The sequence below is a fragment of the Pseudoxanthomonas sp. X-1 genome (assembly GCF_020042665.1).
Lineage (GTDB): Bacteria > Pseudomonadota > Gammaproteobacteria > Xanthomonadales > Xanthomonadaceae > Pseudoxanthomonas_A > Pseudoxanthomonas_A spadix_A.
The window spans coordinates 3,348,642-3,369,331 of record NZ_CP083376.1; the positions used below are offsets into that span (position 1 = coordinate 3,348,642).

Here is a 20,690-nt window from a genome sequence, read left to right on the forward strand (position 1 = left end):
AGCCCTCGCACACCGCATTCCAACGTCCATTGCGCACTCCTTCGCTGTGGTGGACCGATCATGCCAGAACGAGGCGCCGCTAGAGCTCCCGCGCCCGGTCGCGCAGCACGAATTTCTGCACCTTGCCGGTGGCCGTGCGCGGCAGTTCGCCGAAAACGAAGGCGCGCGGCACCTTGTAGCCGGCCAGGTGCGTGCGGCAATGCTGCTGCAGGGCGTCCACGTCCACTGGGGCCGCGTCCGACTTGAGTTCAACGAAGGCGCACGGCGTCTCGCCCCACTTCTGGTCTGGCCGCGCCACCACGGCCGCGGCCATGACCGAGGGATGCCGGCACAGCGCGTCCTCGACCTCGATGGAGGAAATGTTCTCGCCGCCGGAGATGATCACGTCCTTGGAACGGTCGCGGATCTTGGCGTAGCCATCGGGATACACGACGGCCAGGTCGCCGGTGTGGAACCAGCCGCCCTCGAACGCCCGCGCCGTGGCATCGGGATTCTTCAGGTAGCCCTTCATGGTGATGTTGCCGCGGTACATGATCTCCCCGACCGTCGTACCGTCCCACGGCACCGGCGCCAGCGTCTCCGGGTCGAGCACCTGCATGTCCTCCTGCAGCAGGCAGGCCACGCCCTGGCGACTGTTGAGCTCGGCGCGCGCAGCGATGTCCAGCGACTCCCATTCCGGCCGCGGGATGCACAGCGACGCCGGCCCGTAGACTTCGGTCAGGCCGTAGACGTGGGTGATGTGGAAGCCCATGCGCTCCATGCCCTCGATCACCGCCGCCGGCGGCGCGGCGCCGGCGATCTGCGCGCGGACGCCGCCGATGCCCTGCTTCCATGCCTCGGGCGCGGCCACCAGCGCGCTGTGGATGATCGGCGCGCCGCAGTAATGGGTGACGCCGTGCTCGCGCATCAGCTCGAACACGCGCCTGGCATCGAACCTGCGCAGGCACACCTGCAGGCCGGCCACCGCCGCCATCGTCCAGGGGAAGCACCAGCCGTTGCAGTGGAACATCGGCAGCGTCCACAGGTACACCGGATGCTGCGGCATCGACCAGTCGATGATGTTGGCCACCGCATTCAGGTACGCGCCGCGGTGGTGGTAGACCACGCCCTTGGGATCGCCGGTGGTGCCGGAGGTGTAGTTGAGCGAGATCGCCTCCCACTCGTCGTCCGGCAGCCTCATCCCGAACTCGGCATCACCGCCCGCGAGGAACGCCTCGTACTCGATCTCGCCGAGGAACGCGCCTGTGTCCACCTCCGCATCGTCCACGTCGATCACGCGCGGCTTGTGGCGGCACAGTTCCAGCGCCTGGGCGATCACCGGCGCGAATTCCCGATCGGTGAACAGCACCTTGGCCTGCGCGTGATCGAACATGAAGGCCAACGTCGCCGCGTCCAGGCGCGTATTGAGCGTGTTGAGCACCGCGCCGAGCATGGCCGGGCCGTAATGCAGCTCGAACATCGCCGGCGTGTTGGGCAGCATCGCCGCCACCGTGTCGCCCCTGCCCACGCCCCAGCGCTGCAGCGCGCTGGCCAGGCGCCGGCAGCGCGCGTCCTCATCGGCCCAGGTCAGTCGGCGCTCGCCATGGACCAGGGCCACGCGCTGTGGATGCACCTGCGCGGCCTTGCGCAGGAAGGTCAGCGGCGAGAGTGCGGTGAAGTTGGCCGGGTTACGCTCCAGCCCGGCGGCATAGGCCTGCTGCGACATGACACCTCCCTGGTGGCGGAAGCGCCAGCGTAGCGACGCAATCCGGGCGGCGCGGCTCGACCTTGGTCGAAGCCCAAGGCATGTCACGAACGATGACCGACGCGCCCCCAAAGCAGAACGCCGGACCTCACGGCCCGGCGTTCGCGTCACACATGTCCTGCGCGGCGGATCAACCCAGCAGGTGGGCCACGCCGCTGCGCTCTTCTTCCAGCTCGGCCAGGGTCTTGTCGATGTACTTCTGGCTGAAGTCGTCGATCGGCAGGTCCTTGACCAGGGTGTACTCGCCGTTCTGGGTGGTCACCGGGAAGCCGAAGATCACGCCTTCCGGGATGCCGTAGGAGCCGTCGGAGGGCACGCCCATGGTCACCCACTTGCCGTTGCTGCCCAGCGCCCAGTCGCGCACGTGGTCGATGGCGGCGTTGGCGGCCGAGGCGGCCGAGGACGAACCGCGCGCCTCGATGATCGCCGCGCCGCGCTTGCCCACGGTCGGAATGAAGGTGTTGGCGTTCCATTCCTGGTCGTTGATCGCCTCGCCGATCGAGGCGCCGTCGGCGGTGGCGAAGCGGTAGTCCGGGTACATGGTCGGGCTGTGGTTGCCCCACACCACCAGCTTCTCCATGCCGGCCACCGGCTTGCCGAGCTTGAGCGAGAGCTGGCTCAGGGCGCGGTTGTGGTCCAGGCGCAGCATCGCGGTGAAGTTCTTCGCCGGCAGGTCCGGGGCGGACTTCATGGCGATGTAGGCGTTGGTGTTGGCCGGGTTGCCGACCACCAGCACCTTCACGTTGCGCGAGGCGACCTTGTTCAGCGCGGCGCCCTGGGCGGTGAAGATCTTGGCGTTCTCCAGCAGCAGGTCCTTGCGCTCCATGCCCGGGCCGCGCGGACGGGCGCCGACCAGCAGGGCGTAATCGGCGTCCTTGAAGGCCACTTCCGGGTCATCGGTGCCGACCATGCCGGCCAGCAGCGGGAAGGCGCAGTCCTCCAGCTCCATCATCACGCCCTTCAGCGCGGCCTGGGCCTTCTCCATCGGCAGCTCGAGCAGCTGCAGGATGACCGGCTGGTCCTTGCCCAGCATCTCGCCGGAGGCGATGCGGAACAGCAGGGCGTAGCCGATCTGGCCGGCGGCACCGGTGACGGCGACTCGGACGGGTTGTTTCATGGTGTGGATTCCTCGTGCATCGGATGGCGGGTGCGATGCCCGCCTGATGGGATAGGCGCTAGACGCGCCAGGCGGATGGAGGGGTCACGGAGGCCGACGTCACGATCCCGCAGGCATCCAGCGGATGGCAGCGCGAAATCGGCATGGACGGCGGGCTCCTGGTGGCGCCGCCTCGATTGTGCGGCGCGGAATTTTAGCACGCGTCCCCGGCGCGACCGCGTTCGACCAATGGTCTACCTGCGGGCCCGCCGAGGGGCGGGCGGGTCGCGTTCAGGCGGCCAGGTGCTTGTTCCACTCGGCCACGCGGTCGGCCTTGGCGGCCAGGACGGCGTCGGCGTCGCCCTCGATCACCACCGACTCGATGGTATCGCCCTGCTTGACCGCATCGACGGCCTCCAGGCCCGAGACGACCTTGCCGAACACGGTGTGCTTGCCGTCCAGCCACGGGGTGGCCACGTGGGTGATGAAGAACTGGCTGCCGTTGGTGTTGGGACCGGCGTTGGCCATGGACAGCACGCCGCGCTCGTGGCGCACGCCGTTGCTGGTCTCGTCCTCGAAACGGTAGCCCGGGCCGCCGCGGCCGGAGCCTTCCGGGCAGCCGCCCTGGATCATGAAATCGGGGATGACGCGGTGGAAGTTCAGCCCGTCGTAGAAGCCGCGCTTGGCCAGGTTGACGAAATTGGCCACGGTCAGCGGCGCCTTGTCCGGGTACAGCTCGACCTGGATCGGGCCGCGGGAGGTGTTGAAGGTGGCGGTCAGGGACATCGTGGAACTCCTTGGGAGCAGGCAGCCCGGTTGTGGGCGGTAACCGGCTATAATACGCGCTTCCCTCCCCATCCCTGCGCGCACCGCCGCGCCCGTGCCGCATGTCCATTGAAAACCTTCGCAACATCGCCATCGTCGCCCACGTCGACCATGGCAAGACCACCCTCGTCGACTGCCTGCTGAAGCAGTCCGGCACCTTTTCCGAGCGTGCCGTCATCGCCGAGCGCGTGATGGACAGCAACGACCAGGAAAAGGAGCGCGGCATCACCATCCTGGCCAAGAACACGGCCATCAAGTGGAACGGCAACCGCATCAACATCGTCGATACCCCCGGCCACGCCGACTTCGGCGGCGAGGTCGAGCGCGTACTGTCGATGGTGGACACCGTGCTGATCCTGGTCGATGCGATGGACGGCCCGATGCCGCAGACCCGCTTCGTGACCCAGAAGGCCTTCGCGATGGGCTTCAAGCCGATCGTGGTGGTCAACAAGATCGACCGCCCCGGCGCGCGCCCGGAGTGGGTCGTGGAGCAGGTGTGGGACCTGTTCGACCGCCTGGGCGCCACGCCCGAGCAGATGGACTTCCCGATCGTCTACGCCTCGGCGCTGAACGGCTACGCCTCGCTGGACGAGAACGCCCGCGACGGCGACATGACCCCGCTGTACGAGGCGATCATGCAGCACGCGCCCAAGCCGGAGGTCGACCCGGAAGGCCCGTTCCAGATGCGCATCAGCCAGCTGGACTACAACAACTTCGTCGGCGTGATCGGCATCGGCCGCATCCAGCGCGGCACGCTGCGCAAGAACATGCCGGTGGCCGTGATCGACCGCGAGGGCAAGAAGCGCCAGGGCAAGGTGCTGCAGGTGCTCGGCTTCCTGGGCCTTGAGCGCATCGAGCAGGAGACCGCCGAGGCCGGCGACATCGTGGCCATCTCCGGCATCCAGGAGCTGACCATCTCCGACACCGTCACCGCCCTGGAGGCGCCCGAGGCGCTGCCGGCGCTGACCGTGGACGAGCCGACCATCTCGATGACCTTCCAGGTCAACAACTCGCCCTTCGCCGGCAACAAGGACCTGTCCGGCGGCAAGTTCCTGACCAGCCGCCAGCTCAAGGACCGCCTGGAGCGCGAGACCGTGCACAACGTGGCGCTGAAGGTCGAGCAGCTGGAGGACGCGGACAAGTTCCTGGTCTCCGGCCGTGGCGAACTGCACCTGTCGGTGCTGATTGAGAACATGCGCCGCGAAGGCTACGAGTTGGCCGTCTCGCGCCCGGAGGTCATCATCAAGGAGATCGACGGCCAGCAGATGGAGCCGATCGAGCAGTTGGTGGTGGACGTGGAAGAGATCCACCAGGGCGGCGTGATGGAGAAGCTGGGCGTGCGCAAGGGCCAGCTGAAGAACATGGAGCCCGACGGCAAGGGCCGCGTGCGCCTGGACTATGAAATCCCGGCGCGCGGCCTGATCGGCTTCCAGAACGAGTTCAAGACCCTGACCCAGGGCTCGGGCCTGCTGTTCCACGTGTTCGACCACTACGGTCCCAAGGAACAGGGCGCCATCGCCAAGCGTCCCAACGGCGTGATGATCGCCAATGCGCCCGGCGCCACGCCGGCCTACTCGCTGGGCCCGCTACAGGAGCGCGGCAAGCTGTTCGCCGCCGAGGGCGACAACGTCTACGAAGGCCAGCTGATCGGCATCCACTCCAAGGACAACGACCTGACGGTCAACGCGATCAAGACCAAGCCGCTGACCAATATGCGCGCCTCGGGCAAGGACGACGCCATCCAGCTGACCCCGGCGATCAAGTTCACCCTGGAGCAGGCCCTGGACTTCATCGACGACGACGAGCTGGTGGAGATCACCCCGAAGGAGATCCGCCTGCGCAAGAAGCACCTGACCGAAAGCGAGCGCAAGAAGGCCTCGCGCGCGGCGTAAGGCGGTCTGTGCAAGCTGGCGCGGGTGGCGGCCCACGGGTCGCCGCCCGCGCACCAACCGGCGTATCCTTCCGGCCCGATGCCTCATACCCAACGTCCCTACGATCCGGATCCGCACGCGCATCCGGGCCTGCATGCGCTGGCGTTGTTCGAACTGGCCAAGGGCCTGCTGGCCCTGATCGCCGCGGCCAGCCTGGAAGTCCTGGGGCCCGACCCGATCCGGCGCGCGGTGTACTGGCTGATCGAGCGCTTCCATCTGGACCCGGCGCACGGCGCCCTGCCCTCGCTGCTCAAGCAGATCGACCCCAAGGCGGTGCACCTGGCCGTGGCCGTGGTCGCCATCTACGCGCTCTGGCGGTTGGTGGAATCCTGGGGCCTGTGGCGGGCCAAGGCGTGGGCCTCGTGGCTGGGCTGCGTGGGCACGGCGGTCTACCTGCCCTTCGACATGTACGCGCTGTTCCGGCATCCGGCCTGGCATACGGCCGTGGTGGTGTTGATCAACGTGATCGTGGTGGCCGTGCTGGCCCGCGACCTGATCCGCCGCCGGCGCCACTGAGCCGCTTGCGGCGCCCGCGCCGCTGCGTTTAGCCTGCGACGATCCGCATGAGGGGATCGAACCGATGCACGCCTGCAGGCTTGCGCTGACGCTGTCGTGCCTGGCCGCGCTGGCCGGCTGCACCGCCCCGGCATCCGCCCCGCCCAAGGCCGCGCAACCGGCCCAGTTCCGCTACGCCGAACTGACCATCGCCCAGCTGCAGGAGCAGATGCAGCGCGGCGCGCTGGACAGCCGCACCCTGACCCGCGCCTACCTGGACCGCATCGCCCAGGTCGACCGCGCCGGGCCGCACCTCAACGCCGTGATCCAGCTCAACCCCGAGGCGATGACCGAGGCGGCGCTGCGCGACCGCGAGCGCGCCGGCGGCACCGTGCGCGGCCCGCTGCAGGGCATCCCGATCCTGCTCAAGGACAACATCGACGCCACGCCGATGGCCACTACCGCCGGCTCGCTGGCGCTGCGCGATTTCCGCCCGAAGGCCGACGCCTTCCTGGTCAAGCGCCTGCGCGAGGCCGGCGCGGTGATCCTGGGCAAGACCAACCTGTCGGAGTGGGCCAACTTCCGGTCCAGCGACTCGATCTCCGGCTGGAGCGCGGTCGGCGGCCAGACCCACAACCCCTATGTGCTGGACCGCAATCCCTGCGGCTCCAGCGCCGGCAGCGGCGTGGCCGCCTCGGCCAACCTGGCCGCGGCGACGGTCGGCACCGAGACCGACGGCAGCATCATCTGCCCGGCGGCGGTCAACGGCGCGGTGGGGCTGAAGCCCACCGTCGGCCTGGTCAGCCGCGACGGCATCGTGCCGATCTCCTGGAGCCAGGACACCGCCGGGCCGATCACCCGCACGGTGTCCGATGCCGCGATCCTGCTTGCGGCGATGGCCGGGCGCGACAGCGCCGATGCCAGCACCGGGTACGCCACGCTCAATGCGCCGCTGGACTATGTCGCGCGCCTGCGGCCCGGCGCGCTCAAGGGCGCACGCATCGGCGTGGTCCGCAGCAGTTTCAAGTTCGGCCCCGACGTGGCCAAGGCGATGGAGGGCGCGGTCGCGACCCTGCGCGCGGCCGGCGCGACCGTGGTCGATGCCGAGATTCTCACCGCCGGCCAGTGGGACCAGGACGAGCTGCTGGTGCTCAAGACTGAGTTCAAGAACGGCCTGGCGCGTTACTTCGCGACCAAGGGCGCGCCGGTGGACTCGCTGCAGCAGCTGATCGGCTTCAACCAGCAGCATGCTCGCGAGGAGCTGGCACTGTTCGGGCAGGACCTGTTCGAGCAGTCCGCGGCGATGGGCGGCCTGAACGACCCGGCCTACATCCAGGCCCGTTCGCGCATCAAGCGCCTGGCCGGTCCGGAGGGCATCGATGCGGCGCTCAAGGCGCAGCACCTGGACGCCCTGGTCGCCGCGGCGACCGGCCCGGCCTGGCGCACCGACCCGGCGTTCAAGGATCCCTTCCCCGGCGCCGGCTATGGCGCGGCGGCGGTGGCCGGCTATCCCAGCCTGACCGTGCCGATGGGCGACAGCCGCGGGCTGCCGTTGGGCCTGCTGTTCATGGGCACCGCCTGGAGCGAGGCCAAGCTGATCGGGTTGGGCTACGACTACGAACAGCGCACCCAGGCGCGCGTGCCGCCGACGTATCGCGCCACGCTGGAACCGCGCACGCCCTGAGGGCGGCGGGGCGGCTCAGCGCGACGGCGGCGGCACCGGATCCGGTGCGTCGGGCGAGACCGGCGGCGGGCCGTCCTCGGCGCCGGGCGAAGAGGTCTGGCGCGCGCTGGGCAGCACCTGCGGCGTGTCGGGCGGGGTCTGTTCGCGGGTGAGCATGTTGCGCTGGCGCGGCAGCGCGTCGGGATACTCGCGCGCCAGGTAGTCCAGCACGCGCTCACGCACCACGCAGCGCAGGTCGAAGGCATCGCCGGAGCTGCGCGCGCTGACCAGCAGGCGCACCTGCATGGCGGTCTCGGAGGTCTCGGTGACCTGGGCAATGCAGACCCGGCCGTCCCAGCGCGGGTCCTCGCGGCACACGCGCTCGGTTTCGGCGCGCACGGCGGCCATCGGGGTGCGGTAGTCCAGCCACAGGAACACCGTGCCGAGCATGTCGGCGCTGCGCCGGGTCCAGTTCTGGAACGGGTTCTCGATGAACCAAGTCAGTGGCACCACCATCCGCCGCTGGTCCCAGATGTGCACCACCACGAACGAGCTGGTGATCTCCTCGATGCGGCCCCATTCGCCCTCGACGATGACCACGTCGTCCAGGCGGATCGGCTGGGTCAGCGCGATCTGCAGGCCCGCGATCAGGTTGCCGAACACCGGCTTGGCCGCGATGCCCGCCACCAGGCCCAGGATGCCGGCCGAGGCCAGCAGCGTGCGGCCGAGCTGGCGCACCTCGTCGAACTGCAGCAGCACCACCGAGACGCCGACCAGGATCACCGCGCCGGAGGCCACCCGCCCCAGCACCCGCGCCTGGGTATGGATGGTGCGCGCGTGCAGGTTGTCGGCCACATCGATGCGGTTGTCGCGCAGGATCGCCGCCACCACGCCGGCCACCACGCGCACCACCAGCCATGTCACGCAGCCAACGATGCCGATATGCAGCAGCTGCTTGATCAGCACCAGCTGCGCATCCTTCAGCGGCGTGGCCTCCAGCCCGGCGCGCAGGAACACCAGCGGCAGCACGAACGCCAGCGGCAGGCTGAGGATGCGGGTGATGCGCGCGCGCCGGAAATCCTTGCCGCGCGAGCGCCGCTCCAGCCAGGCGAACAATCCCCAGGCGAGCACGCCCAGCGCCAGGGAAATTCCCAGCGGGATCACGTACTCGCGTGCGGTCATCCAGTGCAGGTCGGCCATCCCCACCGGAGACTGCCAAAGCGCGCGTCGAGGGCGTGTGGGCACGCGCCGCGGACGACAGGGCGAACCGTGCACTCGGCGCGACGCCCCGGATGGCGAACGAAGGCAAAGCGCGGCCTTGCAGCCGTCAGCACCTTCTCGACCTTCGTTCCCGCGAAGGCGGAGGCGGCGATGTCCTTGAGCCGTCTTAGCCCACCGTTGCCTGCAGCTGCCGCTGCTTGCGCACGATCGACATGGCGATCTCCAGCGACTGCTCGTAGTTCAGGCGCGGATCGACGGTCGAGCGATACGCGCGCTCCAGGTCGATGTCGGTCAGCTCGCGCGCGCCGCCGGTGCATTCGGTGACGTCCTCGCCTGTCAGCTCCAGGTGGACACCGCCCAGGCGCGTGCCCGCCGCGGCATGCAGGTCGAAAGCCTGCTCGACCTCGCCGCGGATGTTGTCGAAGCGGCGCGTCTTGAAGCCGTTGCTGGTCGACTCGGTATTGCCATGCATCGCATCGCAGATCCACAGCACGCGGCGGCCGTCGCGCTTGACCGCCTCCAGCAGCGGCGGAAGCCTGTCGGCGATCTGCGCCGCGCCCATGCGGTGGATGAAGGTCAGCCGGCCCGGCTCGTCGTCCGGGTTGAGAATGTCCATCAGTTCCAGCAGCTGATCGGGCTTGACCGACGGACCGACTTTTACCGCGATCGGATTGCGCACCCCGCGCAGGTATTCCACATGCGCCCCGTCGACCGCCGCGGTGCGCATGCCGATCCAGGGATAGTGCGTGGACAGGTTGAACCAGCCGTGCTGGCGCGGCACCTCGCGGGTCAGCGCCTGCTCGTAGGGCAGCAGCAGCGCCTCATGCGAGGTGTAGAAGTCGATGCGGTTGAGGTTGTGCACCTCGGCGCCGGCGAGGGTCTCCATGAAGCGCACCGCGCCGCCGATGTCGGACACCATCTGCTGGTACTCGTTGGCCAGCGGCGAATAGCCGACCCAGCTGAGGTTCCAGTACTCGGGGTGGTGCAGGTCGGCGAAGCCGCCGTCGATCAGCGCCCGCACGAAGTTCATCGTCATGGCCGAGCGCGAGTGAGCGCGGATCATGCGCTGCGGATCGGGGATGCGCGCGGCGGCGGTGAATTCCGGCCCGTTGACCAGGTCGCCGCGGTAGCTCGGCAGGGTGATCTCGCCGCGGGTCTCCATGTCGGTCGAGCGCGGCTTGGCGTACTGCCCGGCGAAGCGCCCGACGCGCACCACCGGCAGCTGCAGGCCGTGCACCAGCACCAGGCTCATCTGCAGCAGCACCTTCAGCCGGTTGGAGATCAGGCCGGACTCGCAGTCGGAGAAGCTCTCGGCGCAGTCGCCGCCCTGCAGCACGAAGCGCTTGCCCTCCTGCGCCTCGGCCAGCTGCTTCTTCAGCGCGAAGATCTCCCAGGAGGTCACCAGCGGTGGCAACTTGCCGAGTTCCTCGACCGCGCGGGCCAGGGCGTCGGCATCGGGATAGGTCGGCAGCTGCATCGCCGGCCGCGTGCGCCAGCTGTCGGGACGCCAGTCGCCGGAGGTGGCAGAGAAAGGAACGGCGGGGGCTGCGGCGGACATGCGGGGCTCCAGGAGGAAGCCGACATGATCGCAGAGCGGGGGCCAGGGGCGCACTTCCTGACGATTCCGACAGTTTTCTGAGGTCTCTAAACCCCGGGAAACGCGGCAACGGACCCCATGACTTTCGGCCTAGGCGCGACAAGCCCGACAGGAGGACCGTTACTTCATAACATTTCCCCAACGGCCCCACGCCCCGCCATGAAGACCCCGAACCTGCTCGCCTCCGCCATCGCCCTGGCCCTGGCGACCACGCCCCTGCTCGCCCTGGCCGATGACGCCCCCACCGATGCCACCGTGGACCTGGACGTGGTCAAGGTCCACGCCAAGCTGGATGCGGCGCGCAACGCGCTCTCCCCGGACATCGGCAGCAGCCAGTTCACCATCAGCGCCGCCGACATCGACCGGCTGCCGCTTGGGGCCTCGACCCCGATAAACCAAGTGCTGCTGCAGGCGCCGGGGGTCGTCCAGGACTCCTACGGCGGCGTCCACGTGCGCGGCGACCACGCCAATCTGCAGTACCGCATCAACGGCGTGATCCTGCCCGAGTCGATCTCCGGCTTCGGCCAGAGCCTGGACCCGCGCACCGTGTCCAGCATCCGCCTGCTCGACGGCGCGCTGCCGGCGCAGTTCGGCGACCGGACCGCGGCGGTGGTCGACATCACCACCAAGAGCGGCCAGGCGCTCGGCAACGGCGGCAGCGTCGGGGTGACCGCAGGCTCGTTCGGCACCTTCAATCCCTCGCTGGCCTGGTGGGGCAGCCAGGGCCGCTGGAGCTGGTTCGTGACCGGCGACTACGACCAGAACAAGATCGGCCTGGAGAACCCCACCAACAGCCGCACGCCCGACCACGACAAGACCCACCAGGGCAAGGCCTTCGCCGACCTGACCTATCTGGTCAACGAGGACACGCGCCTGAGCGTGATGGCCGGCTATGCCAACAACCGCTTCCAGGTGCCCAACAACCCGGGCCAGACCCCGGCCTTCGACAACCAGGGCCAAACCGACTTCGATTCCAGCGCGCTGGACGAGCGCCAGCGCGAGAACACCCGCTTCGCCACCGTCGCGCTGCAGGGCCTGGTCGGCGACAGCGCCTACCAGGTCTCGCTGGGCCAGCGTTACAGCAGCGTGGCCTTCGATCCGGACGTCACCGGCGACCTGATCTTCGACGGCGTCGCCTCGCAGGTCGATCGCGGCAACCGCGCCAACGTGCTGCAGGCCGATGTCTCCACCCCGCTGGGCGCGTCGCATACCTTGCGCTACGGCCTGTACGGCGACTTCGAACACGCCACCGCCAGCAACAACAGCTGGGTGTTCCCGGCCGACGCCGACGGCCACCAGACCAGCAACATCCCCGAACTGATCGGCGACAGCAGCCGCTTCCACGCCAGCACCACCGCGCTCTACCTGCAGGACGAATGGAAGCTCGGCGAGGACTGGACCGTGAACTACGGCCTGCGCGCCGACCGTTACAAGGCCTTCGGACGCAGCGAGAGCCAGCTCAGCCCGCGCATCGGCGCGATCTGGCAGGCCACCGACAGCACCACCCTGCACGCCGGCTACGCCCGCTACTTCACCCCGCCGGCCAGCGAACTGATCTCCGCCGGCGATATCGCCCTGTTCGATGGCACCACCAACCAGCAGGTCGCCGCCGGCGCGCAGGTGCCGCTCAGCGAACGCAGCGATTACTACGACCTGGGCATCTCCCAGCAGGTCGGCGACCACCTGACCCTGGGCCTGGACGCCTACGACCGCCTGGCCGACCGCCTGCAGGACGAGGGCCAGTTCGGCGCCGCCTACATCTATTCGACCTTCAACTACCGCTACGGCCACGTCCACGGCCTGGAGTTCTCGGCCGACTACGACAACGGCCCGGTGAGCGCCTACTTCAACGCGGCCTACAGCCGGGCGATGGGCAAGCAGGTCATGACCGGCGCCTACAACTTCGACCCCGACGCCCTGGCCTATGTGGCGGAGAACTGGATCCACCTGGACCACGACCAGAAGCTCACCTCGTCGGGCGGCATCAACTACAGCTTCGCCGGCCACAACCGGGTGGGCGCCAACTACCTCTACGGCAGCGGCCTGCGCACCGATACGCCGACGGTGCCGAATGGCGCGGCGCTGCCGTCCTACTTCCAGCTCAACCTGAGCGCGGGGCACGACTTCGAGGCCGACACCGCGCATCCGCTGCATGTGCAGGTCGCCGCAGTGAACGCGCTGGATCGCAGCTACCAGCTGCGCGACGGCGGCGGCATCGGCGTGTTCGCGCCGCAATGGGCGCCGCGGCGCGGCGTGTTCCTCAGCGTGCAGCAGGACTTCTGAGGCGACCTGCGCCGCGTCCAGGCTGCGGACCGGTCGACGCGCGCGACCGGTCCGAAGCCAGGTGCGCTCAGGACGGGCGCAGCTCGCGCAGCAGCGTGCGCTTGCGCCGGCGGAAGGCGGCCATCAGCAGCCACAGCGTCAGCACCACGAACCACAGCAGGCTCCACTCGGGCATCGACAGGCCCAGCAGACGCCAGGTGACCTCGGCGCACTCGCCCGACCCGGTCAGTACCTGGCGCAGCACGTCGCCCAGCGGGAAGGCCTCCATCATGTAGGCCAGGTCGGGGCCGCACGCCGGCACCTTGTCGGCCGGCAGATGCTGCAGCCACACGTGGCGACCGGCGATGCCGATGCCGATCAGCGCCGGCACCAGCCCCAGCAGGCCGTAGACGATGCGCCCGCCGCGGCTGCGCGGCCCGTGCAGGCCGCCGATCAGGAACACCAGGCCCAACAGCGCGAACGCGCCTCGCTGGAAGCTGCACAGCGGACACGGGATCTGGTGCTGGTAGTACTGGGTGTACAGCGCGGCGCCCAGCAATCCGACGCATACGAGGAAACCGGCCAGGAACTGCGCGCGGAAGGACCAACGGAAAGGATTCATGGGCAGCGGCAACAGGGAAGTGCCCGCATTATCGCCACCCCGCGCGCCCGGGGCCAAATCCGCCCCCTCCGCACGACCCGCGCCCAAAACGCAAAACCCCGGCCAGGAGCCGGGGTCTGCGGGTGACGCGTGCGGGACTGGGTCGATTACTCGGCCGCTTCCGGACGATCGACCAGTTCCACGTAAGCCATCGGCGCGTTGTCGCCAGCGCGGAAGCCGCACTTGAGGATGCGCAGGTAGCCGCCCGGACGCGACTGGTAGCGCGGGCCCAGGGTGGTGAACAGGGTGCCGACCGCTTCCTTGTCGCGCAGACGCGCGAAGGCCAGGCGGCGGTTGGCCACGCCATCGACCTTGGCTAGGGTGATCAGCGGCTCGGCGACGCGACGCAGTTCCTTGGCCTTGGGCAGGGTGGTCTTGATCAGGCCGTGCTTGATCAGCGAGGCGGCCATGTTGGAGAACATCGCGGCGCGATGCGAGCTGGTGCGGCTGAACTTGCGGCCGGCTTTCTGGTGACGCATGAGGTGGATTCCTGATGAATGGTGCGGCTGTTGAGGTTCGCTGTCGCCTTCGTGGCGTTGTTGCCTGGACTGCGGTTGGTCCTGATCCGGTCATCCTGTCCGGACATCGCGCGGGCCTTTGCGGCCCGTCGTCGAGGTGTTGCGGGTAAAGCGGTATCGCTGGACTTACTCTGGTGAAGCATCGAGCCGGGACGGATCGCCCGCCCCGGCCCGGCGCAGCGCGCCGGGCGTTCGCCCAAGCGCGCGGCAGTGCCGCGCAAGCGGCTTGGGCTTACCCCATCATCCCGTGCTGCGAGACACCGGCCGGCGGCCAGTTCTCCAGCTTCATGCCGAGCGACAGGCCGCGCTGGGCCAGGACTTCCTTGATCTCGGTCAGCGACTTCTTGCCGAGGTTCGGGGTCTTGAGCAGCTCCACTTCGGTCTTCTGGATCAGATCGCCGATGTAGTAGATGCTCTCGGCCTTGAGGCAGTTGGCCGAACGCACGGTCAGCTCCAGGTCGTCGATCGGGCGCAGCAGCACCGGATCCACGCCGCCGGTCTGCTGCTTCGGCGCGCCGCGGTCGCGGTGCGTGAAGTCGCCGAACACCGACAGCTGGTCGCTCAGGATGTCGGCGGCGGTGCGCACGGCTTCCTCGGCGTCGATCGTGCCGTTGGTCTCGATGTCCAGGACCAGCTTGTCCAGATCGGTGCGCTGTTCGACGCGAGCGGACTCGACGGCGTAGGCGACGCGACGGACCGGCGAGAACGAGGCGTCCAGCACCAGGCGGCCGATGGCGCGGTTCTCTTCGTCCGGACGACGGCGGGCGGCGGCCGGCTGATAGCCGAAGCCGCGCTCGATCTTCAGGCGCAGGTTGACCGCGATGTCCTTGGTCAGGTGCGCGATCACGTGGTCGGGATTGAGGATCTCGACGTTGTGGTCGGTCTTGATGTCGCCGGCGGTGACCACGCCCGGGCCCTGCTTGGTCAGGCTCAGGGTGGCGTTGTCGCCGGTGTGGATGCGGATGGCCACATCCTTGAGGTTCAGCAGGACTTCCAGCACGTCTTCCTGCAGACCCTCGATGGTGCTGTACTCGTGCAGCACGCCGTCGATCTCGACCTCGGTGATCGCGAAGCCGGGGATGGACGACAGCAGCACGCGGCGCAGCGCATTGCCCAGCGTATGGCCGTAGCCACGCTCCAGCGGTTCGATGACCACCTTGGCGCGGTTGTCGGTCAGGCGCTCGATCTGCGGGCCGCGGGGGCGCAGCACTTGCTGAGTGATACCCGTCATGTTGCTTTGTCTCCTGCAAACCCCCGCCAGGGCGGGGGTGCGTGTGTGATTACTTCGAGTACAGCTCGACGATCAGCGCTTCGTTGATGTCGGCGGGCAGGTCCGAACGGACCGGCACGGCCTTGAACACGCCGGCGAACTTCTTCGAATCCACCTCGACCCAGGACGGGCTCAGGTCCAGCTGCTCGGCCACGGTCAGGGATTCCTGCACGCGCAGCTGCTTCTGGGCCTTCTCCGACAGCTCGATCGCGTCGCCGGCCTTGACCTGGTAGGAAGGCAGGTTGACCGACTTGCCGTTGACCAGCACGCCGCGGTGCGAGACCAGCTGGCGGGCGGCCGGACGGGTGACCGCGAAACCCATGCGGTAGATCACGTTGTCCAGGCGGGTTTCCAGCAGCTGCAGCAGGTTCTCGCCGGTGTTGCCCTTCTTGGTCGAGGCCTTCTTGTAGTAGTTGCGGAACTGGCGCTCCAGCAGACCGTAGATACGCTTGACCTTCTGCTTCTCGCGCAGCTGGGTGGCGTAGTCGGACAGCTTGCCCTTGCGGGCGGTGGCACCGTGCTGGCCGGGCTTCTGCTCCAGCTTGCACTTGGAGTCCAGCGCGCGCGCCGGGCTCTTGAGGGACAGGTCTGCACCTTCGCGACGGGCGAGTTTGCAGGTAGGACCGATATAACGAGCCATTTCTAATCGCTCCCTTTAGACGCGACGCTTCTTCGGCGGACGGCACCCGTTGTGCGGGATAGGCGTCACGTCGATGATGTTGGTGATCTTGTAGCCGACGTTGTTGAGCGAACGCACGGCCGACTCACGGCCCGGACCCGGACCCTTGATGCGGACTTCCAGCGACTTCAGGCCGTAGTCCAGCGCGGCGCGGCCGGCCTTCTCGGCGGCGACCTGCGCAGCGAACGGGGTGGACTTGCGCGAACCGCGGAAGCCCGCACCGCCCGACGTGGCCCACGAGAGCGCATTGCCCTGGCGGTCGGTGATGGTGACGATGGTGTTGTTGAACGAAGCATGGACGTGGGCGACGCCGTCGGTGACGACGCGCTTGATCTTCTTCTTCGGTGCCTTGGCGGCGGACGGCTTTGCCATGATGTGCGCCCCTTACTTCTTGATGGCTTTACGCGGACCCTTGCGGGTACGGGCGTTGGTACGGGTGCGCTGACCACGCAGCGGCAGGCCGCGACGATGGCGCAGGCCGCGGTAGCAGCCCAGGTCCATCAGGCGCTTGATCGCCATGCCGACTTCGCGACGCAGGTCGCCCTCGACGATGTACTTGCCGACCTCGGCGCGCAGGCGCTCGACTTCCGGCTCGGACAGGTCGCGGATCTTGGTGGTCACCGTCACGCCTGCGGCTTCGCAGACCTTCTTGGACCGGGTACGGCCAATGCCGTAAATGCTCTGCAGCCCCACCCAGACGTGCTTCTGGGCAGGCAGGTTGACACCTGCAATACGCGCCATGACGCGATTCTCCAAACTGTTTGATGGCCGGCTGCACGCCCTCCGTGAACACGGATTGACGGCATATGGCGTAGGGAACTGGAAATTGTACCAAGGTCTCGGGTTGCTTGGAAGTCCATGGAACCTGGGGAGGTTCCACGGACCCGGCATGGGGAGTGTGCCCATGCTCCGGCGCCGGAAGCCGCTTACCGGACGGACCCGAGGATCCGCCGGTGCCCGCGCTACTCTGGCGCAGGGACGAGCCGCTTCACACTCGCGCGCGAGACCGCCGCACGAGCCGCCCATTTTGAAAGTCCGGCCGCTGGCCGGGCTTGGTGGCGGATGGGACCGCCGAGATTACGACCCGCCGAGGTCAGCCGCGCGACAGGCCGCGGTTGCCGCCCTTCAGGTTGGCCTTCTTCAACAGGCTTTCGTACTGGTGGGACATCAGGTGCGCCTGGATCTGCGCGATGAAGTCCATCACGACCACCACCACGATCAGCAGCGAGGTGCCGCCGAAGTAGAACGAGGTGCCCAGCTGCGTACGCATCACTTCCGGCAGCAGACACACCGCCACCAGATACAGCGAACCGGCGGCCGTCAGGCGGGTCAGCACGCCGTCGACGTAGTCGGCGGTGGCCTTGCCGGGACGGATGCCCGGGATCAGCGCGCCGGACTTCTTCAGGTTCTCGGCGGTTTCCTGCGAGTTGAAGACCAGCGCGGTGTAGAAGAACGCGAAGCCGATGATCATCGCCGCGAACACGATCATGTGCAGCGGCTCGCCCGGCGACAGCGCCTGGGAGATGCGCTGCAGGGTCACCGCCATCGGCGACTGGCCAGACCACATCGCCAGCGTGGCCGGGAAGGCCAGGATGGACGAGGCGAAGATCGGCGGGATCACGCCGGCCATGTTGAGCTTGAGCGGCAGGAACGAGGTCTGGTTCATGTACGCGTTGCGACCGCCCTGGCGGCGCGCGTAGTTGACCGTGATCCGGCGTTGCCCGCGCTCGACGAACACCACGAACCAGGTGAACGCGAACACCACCACCGCCACGATGATCAGCGCGATGGGGCTCATCGTGCCGTCGTTGACGGCGCCGAAGGTGTGGATCACCGCGGCCGGCAGGCCGGCGACGATGCCCGAGAAGATGATCAGCGACACACCGTTGCCGATGCCGCGCTCGGTGACCTGCTCGCCGACCCACATCAGGAAGATGGTGCCCGCGGTGAGCGCCACGATCGCGGTGACCACGAAGCCCAGGCCCGGGGCGTACACCACCGGCGCGCCGCCCGGCGCGGTTTGATGCTGCAGCGCCAGCGCGATGCTGCCGCCCTGCACCACCGCCAGCAGCACCGCGCCGATGCGCGAGTACTGGGTGATCTTGCGACGGCCGGACTCGCCCTCCTTCTGCAGCGCCTTGAGCGCCGGGAAGATGTGGGCACCCAGCTGGATGACGATGGACGCCGAGATATACGGCATCACGTTCAGCGCGAAGATGCTGAAACGGTGCAGGGCGCCGCCCGAGAACATGTTGAACATGTCCACGATGCCGCCGCCCTGCGCCTGCATCAGCGCGAGCATCGCATCCGGGTTGACGCCCGGAACCGGAACGAAGCAACCGATCCGGTAGACGACCAGGGCACCCAGCACGAACAGCAGACGCTGCCGCAGCTCGGTGAATTTGCCCAGACCACCCGCGATGCCCTGCTGCGCCATGCCGTGCTTACTCCTGGATGCTGCCGCCGGCAGCTTCGATGGCCGCCTTCGCGCCCGCCGTGGCCTGCACGCCCTTGAGCGTGAACGCCTTGGTCAACTCGCCCTTCTTCACGATCTTGGCGCGCTTGGCGGTGCTGGGCACCAGCTTGGCAGCGCGCAGGGCCGCGAAATCGATCTCGCCGGCTTCCAGACGGTCCAGCTGATAGGACAGCACCTCGGCGGTGTCCTTCTTCAGCTTGGAGCGGAAACCGACCTTCGGCAGACGCTTGATCAGCGGCATCTGGCCGCCTTCGAACTTCGCCTTGATCTTGCCCTTACCAGCGCGGGCGAACGAACCCTTGTGGCCGCGGCCGGCGGTCTTGCCCAGGCCCGAACCGATGCCGCGACCGACGCGCTTGCGCTCGGTGCGGGCGCCTTCTGCAGGCGACAGAGTGTTGAGACGCATGTTGATTACTCCTCGACGCGGACGAGGTAGTGAACCTTGGCGATCAGGCCGCGCACCTGCGGGCTGTCCTTGAGTTCACGCACATCGTTGAGCTTGTTCAGGCCCAGCGCCTTCACCGACAGGCGGTGACGCGACTGGGAACCACGCAGGCCGCGCACCAGGCGCACCTTGACGGTCTTGTTGGACTCATTAGCCATGGGTGAGTTCCTCCACCGACTTGCCGCGCTTGGCCGCGATGCGGGCCGGCGACTGCATGTCTTCCAGGCCGCGCAGCGTGGCGCGCACCAGGTTGATCGGGTTACGCGAACCAACGGCCTTGGCCAGCACGTTCTTCACGCCCACCGCTTCCAGCACGGCGCGCATGGCGCCACCGGCGATGACACCGGTACCTTCCGAGGCCGGCTGCATGAACACCCGGGCCGCGCCGTGGCCGGCCTTGACCGGGTGCCACAGGGTGCCGTTGTTCAGGTCGACGTTGAGCATGCCCTTGCGCGCGTACTCCATCGACTTCTGGATCGCCACCGGGACTTCGCGGGCCTTGCCGTAGCCGAAACCGATGCGGCCGTTGCCGTCGCCCACCACCGTCAGCGCGGTGAAGGTGAACTGGCGACCACCCTTGACCGTCTTGCTGACGCGGTTGACCGCGATCAGCTTCTCGATCATGCCATCGTCGACTTTCTCTTCGCGGTTGCGATCGCGCCCGCGCGAGCGTTGTTCTTCTGCCATGTTGTTGATTCCTGTTGAGAGGGTCTGTACGGCTTGGCCGCTTATGGTTGTGGTCTACCGCAGTGGAGCGTGGCGCGGCTGCAGAAGAGCCGCGGCGCCCGGCGCAATCCGCGCCGGCAGAGGTTGCGTGGGGATGGACCCCACGCGGTTCAAGCTTAGAACTGCAGGCCGCCTTCGCGCGCGGCATCGGCCAGCGCCTTGACGCGGCCGTGGTAGCGGTAGCCCGAGCGGTCGAAGGCGACCTTCTCGACGCCAGCGGCCTTGGCGCGCTCGGCGATCAGCTTGCCGACCTTGGCGGCGGCGTCGCTGTTCTTGCCGTTCTTCAGGCCTTCCTTGACGTCGGCCTGCAGGGTGTTGGCCGAAGCCAGCACCTTGGAGCCGTCGGCAGTGAAGATCTGCGCGTACAGGTGCTGGCCGGTGCGCAGGACGCTCAGGCGCGGCACACCCAGGCTGCGGATGTGAGCGCGGGTCGACTTGGCGCGGCGCAGGCGGGCGGTGTTCTTGATGCTCATGTTCAGTGACCTCGTGGAAGCGGATCGGCGTTGAGCCAGCGGGGAGGCAGCAGCGAGATGCCCTCGCCTCCCGACTGCCGTTAAGCCTTCTTGGCTTCCTTGCGGATGATGGTTTCGTCGGAGTACTTCACGCCCTTGCCCTTGTAGGGCTCCGGCGGACGGAATCCGCGGATCTTGGCGGCGACTTCACCGACGCGCTGCTTGTCGGCGCCCTGCACCAGGATCTCGGTCTGGGTCGGGGCGGCCAGCGTGATGCCTTCCGGCGCCTTGAACACGATCGGGTGGGAGAAACCCAGCGACAGGTTCAGGTCCTTGCCGGACATCGCGGCGCGGTAACCCACGCCAACCAGCTCGAGCTTGCGCTCGAAACCATCGGACACGCCCTTGACCATGTTGGCCAGGATCGCGCGGATGGTGCCGGTGATGGCGTCGTGGTCCAGCGTGGACGGCGACAGGTTCACGGTGCCGTTCTCGACGGCGATGTTCACGCCTTCCGGCTGGGCGATCGTCAGGGTGCCCTTGGGGCCCTTGACGGTCACGGTGCCGTTGGCGTTGTTCAGTTCGGTGCCCTTGGGCAGGGCGATCGGCTTCTTGGCGACGCGGGACAT

General features: G+C 68.1%; 21 protein-coding genes. 4 read left to right on the plus strand and 17 right to left on the minus strand.

The genetic code is table 11. The features are described 5' to 3' along the window. Positions 1-79: 79 nt before the first annotated feature. The 3 genes from LAJ50_RS15030 to LAJ50_RS15040 all read right to left on the minus strand — a co-directional run bounded on the left by LAJ50_RS15030 (position 80) and on the right by LAJ50_RS15040 (position 3,626). Positions 80-1,705 (minus strand): acyl-CoA synthetase, encoded by a 1,626-nt coding sequence (locus tag LAJ50_RS15030; RefSeq protein ID WP_130549959.1) that lies wholly within the window; start codon positions 1,703-1,705, stop codon positions 80-82. Between the two features lie 169 nt (positions 1,706-1,874). Continuing rightward, positions 1,875-2,861: a malate dehydrogenase gene (locus tag LAJ50_RS15035; protein WP_130528956.1), complete on the minus strand. Its 987-nt coding sequence runs from the start codon at positions 2,859-2,861 to the stop codon at positions 1,875-1,877. 270 nt (positions 2,862-3,131) lie between these two features. Continuing rightward, on the minus strand, positions 3,132-3,626 hold the full coding sequence (locus LAJ50_RS15040; RefSeq protein WP_130549960.1) for a peptidylprolyl isomerase: 495 nt from the start codon (positions 3,624-3,626) through the stop codon (positions 3,132-3,134). Positions 3,627-3,727: 101 nt separating this feature from the next. On the opposite strand from LAJ50_RS15040, the gene typA reads away from it, so the two are divergent. The 3 genes from typA to LAJ50_RS15055 all read left to right on the plus strand — a co-directional run bounded on the left by typA (position 3,728) and on the right by LAJ50_RS15055 (position 7,775). Further along, positions 3,728-5,557 carry a translational GTPase TypA gene (typA, locus tag LAJ50_RS15045; RefSeq protein WP_130516021.1) on the plus strand — a complete coding sequence of 610 codons (1,830 nt, stop codon included), beginning with the start codon at positions 3,728-3,730 and terminating at the stop codon, positions 5,555-5,557. Between the two features lie 78 nt (positions 5,558-5,635). Beyond that, a complete protein-coding gene (locus tag LAJ50_RS15050; RefSeq protein ID WP_130549961.1) occupies positions 5,636-6,112 on the plus strand; it encodes a DUF2127 domain-containing protein in 477 nt (158 codons plus the stop codon). Positions 6,113-6,176: 64 nt separating this feature from the next. After that, the gene (locus tag LAJ50_RS15055) at positions 6,177-7,775 is read left to right on the plus strand and encodes an amidase (protein ID WP_138652905.1); all 1,599 of its coding nucleotides are present in this window, start codon (positions 6,177-6,179) and stop codon (positions 7,773-7,775) included. 15 nt (positions 7,776-7,790) lie between these two features. Here LAJ50_RS15055 and LAJ50_RS15060 read toward each other — a convergent pair whose 3' ends face one another. Further along, complete coding sequence (locus LAJ50_RS15060) at positions 7,791-8,954, minus strand: mechanosensitive ion channel family protein (protein ID WP_130549963.1); 1,164 nt, start codon at positions 8,952-8,954, stop codon at positions 7,791-7,793. A gap of 187 nt (positions 8,955-9,141) precedes the next feature. Continuing rightward, a complete protein-coding gene (locus LAJ50_RS15065) occupies positions 9,142-10,533 on the minus strand; it encodes a 3-deoxy-7-phosphoheptulonate synthase class II (protein WP_130549964.1) in 1,392 nt (463 codons plus the stop codon). A 198-nt stretch (positions 10,534-10,731) separates the two neighbouring features. Here LAJ50_RS15065 and LAJ50_RS15070 point away from each other — a divergent pair, with 198 nt between their 5' ends. Beyond that, positions 10,732-12,855, plus strand: coding sequence for a TonB-dependent receptor (locus LAJ50_RS15070; protein WP_138652903.1), 2,124 nt, complete (start codon positions 10,732-10,734; stop codon positions 12,853-12,855). Between the two features lie 67 nt (positions 12,856-12,922). Here LAJ50_RS15070 and LAJ50_RS15075 read toward each other — a convergent pair whose 3' ends face one another. From LAJ50_RS15075 to rplF, 12 genes are all read right to left on the minus strand, one after another. Then, on the minus strand, positions 12,923-13,456 hold the full coding sequence (locus tag LAJ50_RS15075; RefSeq protein WP_130528946.1) for a disulfide bond formation protein B: 534 nt from the start codon (positions 13,454-13,456) through the stop codon (positions 12,923-12,925). 146 nt (positions 13,457-13,602) lie between these two features. Beyond that, positions 13,603-13,974, minus strand: coding sequence for a 50S ribosomal protein L17 (gene rplQ / locus LAJ50_RS15080; RefSeq protein ID WP_130516007.1), 372 nt, complete (start codon positions 13,972-13,974; stop codon positions 13,603-13,605). 271 nt (positions 13,975-14,245) lie between these two features. Then, the gene (rpoA, locus tag LAJ50_RS15085; RefSeq protein WP_130516005.1) at positions 14,246-15,244 is read right to left on the minus strand and encodes a DNA-directed RNA polymerase subunit alpha; all 999 of its coding nucleotides are present in this window, start codon (positions 15,242-15,244) and stop codon (positions 14,246-14,248) included. A 49-nt stretch (positions 15,245-15,293) separates the two neighbouring features. Then, on the minus strand, positions 15,294-15,923 hold the full coding sequence (rpsD, locus tag LAJ50_RS15090; protein WP_014161359.1) for a 30S ribosomal protein S4: 630 nt from the start codon (positions 15,921-15,923) through the stop codon (positions 15,294-15,296). A gap of 15 nt (positions 15,924-15,938) precedes the next feature. Continuing rightward, positions 15,939-16,334, minus strand: a complete 396-nt coding sequence (gene rpsK, locus LAJ50_RS15095; RefSeq protein WP_130516003.1) for a 30S ribosomal protein S11 — start codon at positions 16,332-16,334, stop codon at positions 15,939-15,941. 12 nt (positions 16,335-16,346) lie between these two features. Continuing rightward, entirely contained in the window at positions 16,347-16,703 is a 357-nt protein-coding gene (gene rpsM, locus LAJ50_RS15100; RefSeq protein ID WP_130516001.1) for a 30S ribosomal protein S13, read from the minus strand. Between the two features lie 352 nt (positions 16,704-17,055). After that, positions 17,056-18,399: a preprotein translocase subunit SecY gene (gene secY, locus LAJ50_RS15105; protein ID WP_130516000.1), complete on the minus strand. Its 1,344-nt coding sequence runs from the start codon at positions 18,397-18,399 to the stop codon at positions 17,056-17,058. Between the two features lie 7 nt (positions 18,400-18,406). Next, positions 18,407-18,850 (minus strand): 50S ribosomal protein L15, encoded by a 444-nt coding sequence (rplO, locus tag LAJ50_RS15110; protein ID WP_165394587.1) that lies wholly within the window; start codon positions 18,848-18,850, stop codon positions 18,407-18,409. Beyond that, positions 18,850-19,041, minus strand: a complete 192-nt coding sequence (gene rpmD, locus LAJ50_RS15115; RefSeq protein ID WP_014161364.1) for a 50S ribosomal protein L30 — start codon at positions 19,039-19,041, stop codon at positions 18,850-18,852. Before rpmD ends, rplO begins: the two co-directional genes overlap by 1 nt. Next, positions 19,034-19,570 (minus strand): 30S ribosomal protein S5, encoded by a 537-nt coding sequence (gene rpsE, locus LAJ50_RS15120; RefSeq protein WP_130515996.1) that lies wholly within the window; start codon positions 19,568-19,570, stop codon positions 19,034-19,036. Before rpsE ends, rpmD begins: the two co-directional genes overlap by 8 nt. A gap of 155 nt (positions 19,571-19,725) precedes the next feature. Then, positions 19,726-20,082, minus strand: coding sequence for a 50S ribosomal protein L18 (rplR, locus tag LAJ50_RS15125; protein ID WP_138652901.1), 357 nt, complete (start codon positions 20,080-20,082; stop codon positions 19,726-19,728). A gap of 80 nt (positions 20,083-20,162) precedes the next feature. Next, on the minus strand, positions 20,163-20,690 hold the full coding sequence (gene rplF, locus LAJ50_RS15130; protein ID WP_130549966.1) for a 50S ribosomal protein L6: 528 nt from the start codon (positions 20,688-20,690) through the stop codon (positions 20,163-20,165).

Bases quoted from the DNA above. Each gene is read 5' to 3' on its own strand.
- rpsM (WP_130516001.1), bottom strand. From the start codon at position 16,703: ATGGCGCGTATTGCAGGTGTCAACCTGCCTGCCCAGAAGCACGTCTGG.
- rpsK (WP_130516003.1), bottom strand. From the start codon at position 16,334: ATGGCAAAGCCGTCCGCCGCCAAGGCACCGAAGAAGAAGATCAAGCGC.
- LAJ50_RS15050 (WP_130549961.1), top strand. From the start codon at position 5,636: ATGCCTCATACCCAACGTCCCTACGATCCGGATCCGCACGCGCATCCG.
- typA (WP_130516021.1), top strand. From the start codon at position 3,728: ATGTCCATTGAAAACCTTCGCAACATCGCCATCGTCGCCCACGTCGAC.
- LAJ50_RS15030 (WP_130549959.1), bottom strand. From the start codon at position 1,705: ATGTCGCAGCAGGCCTATGCCGCCGGGCTGGAGCGTAACCCGGCCAAC.
- rplR (WP_138652901.1), bottom strand. From the start codon at position 20,082: ATGAGCATCAAGAACACCGCCCGCCTGCGCCGCGCCAAGTCGACCCGC.
- rpsE (WP_130515996.1), bottom strand. From the start codon at position 19,570: ATGGCAGAAGAACAACGCTCGCGCGGGCGCGATCGCAACCGCGAAGAG.
- rplF (WP_130549966.1), bottom strand. From the start codon at position 20,690: ATGTCCCGCGTCGCCAAGAAGCCGATCGCCCTGCCCAAGGGCACCGAA.
- LAJ50_RS15040 (WP_130549960.1), bottom strand. From the start codon at position 3,626: ATGTCCCTGACCGCCACCTTCAACACCTCCCGCGGCCCGATCCAGGTC.
- LAJ50_RS15035 (WP_130528956.1), bottom strand. From the start codon at position 2,861: ATGAAACAACCCGTCCGAGTCGCCGTCACCGGTGCCGCCGGCCAGATC.
- LAJ50_RS15070 (WP_138652903.1), top strand. From the start codon at position 10,732: ATGAAGACCCCGAACCTGCTCGCCTCCGCCATCGCCCTGGCCCTGGCG.
- rpsD (WP_014161359.1), bottom strand. From the start codon at position 15,923: ATGGCTCGTTATATCGGTCCTACCTGCAAACTCGCCCGTCGCGAAGGT.
- rpmD (WP_014161364.1), bottom strand. From the start codon at position 19,041: ATGGCTAATGAGTCCAACAAGACCGTCAAGGTGCGCCTGGTGCGCGGC.
- LAJ50_RS15065 (WP_130549964.1), bottom strand. From the start codon at position 10,533: ATGTCCGCCGCAGCCCCCGCCGTTCCTTTCTCTGCCACCTCCGGCGAC.
- rplQ (WP_130516007.1), bottom strand. From the start codon at position 13,974: ATGCGTCACCAGAAAGCCGGCCGCAAGTTCAGCCGCACCAGCTCGCAT.
- rpoA (WP_130516005.1), bottom strand. From the start codon at position 15,244: ATGACGGGTATCACTCAGCAAGTGCTGCGCCCCCGCGGCCCGCAGATC.
- LAJ50_RS15055 (WP_138652905.1), top strand. From the start codon at position 6,177: ATGCACGCCTGCAGGCTTGCGCTGACGCTGTCGTGCCTGGCCGCGCTG.
- secY (WP_130516000.1), bottom strand. From the start codon at position 18,399: ATGGCGCAGCAGGGCATCGCGGGTGGTCTGGGCAAATTCACCGAGCTG.
- LAJ50_RS15060 (WP_130549963.1), bottom strand. From the start codon at position 8,954: ATGGCCGACCTGCACTGGATGACCGCACGCGAGTACGTGATCCCGCTG.
- LAJ50_RS15075 (WP_130528946.1), bottom strand. From the start codon at position 13,456: ATGAATCCTTTCCGTTGGTCCTTCCGCGCGCAGTTCCTGGCCGGTTTC.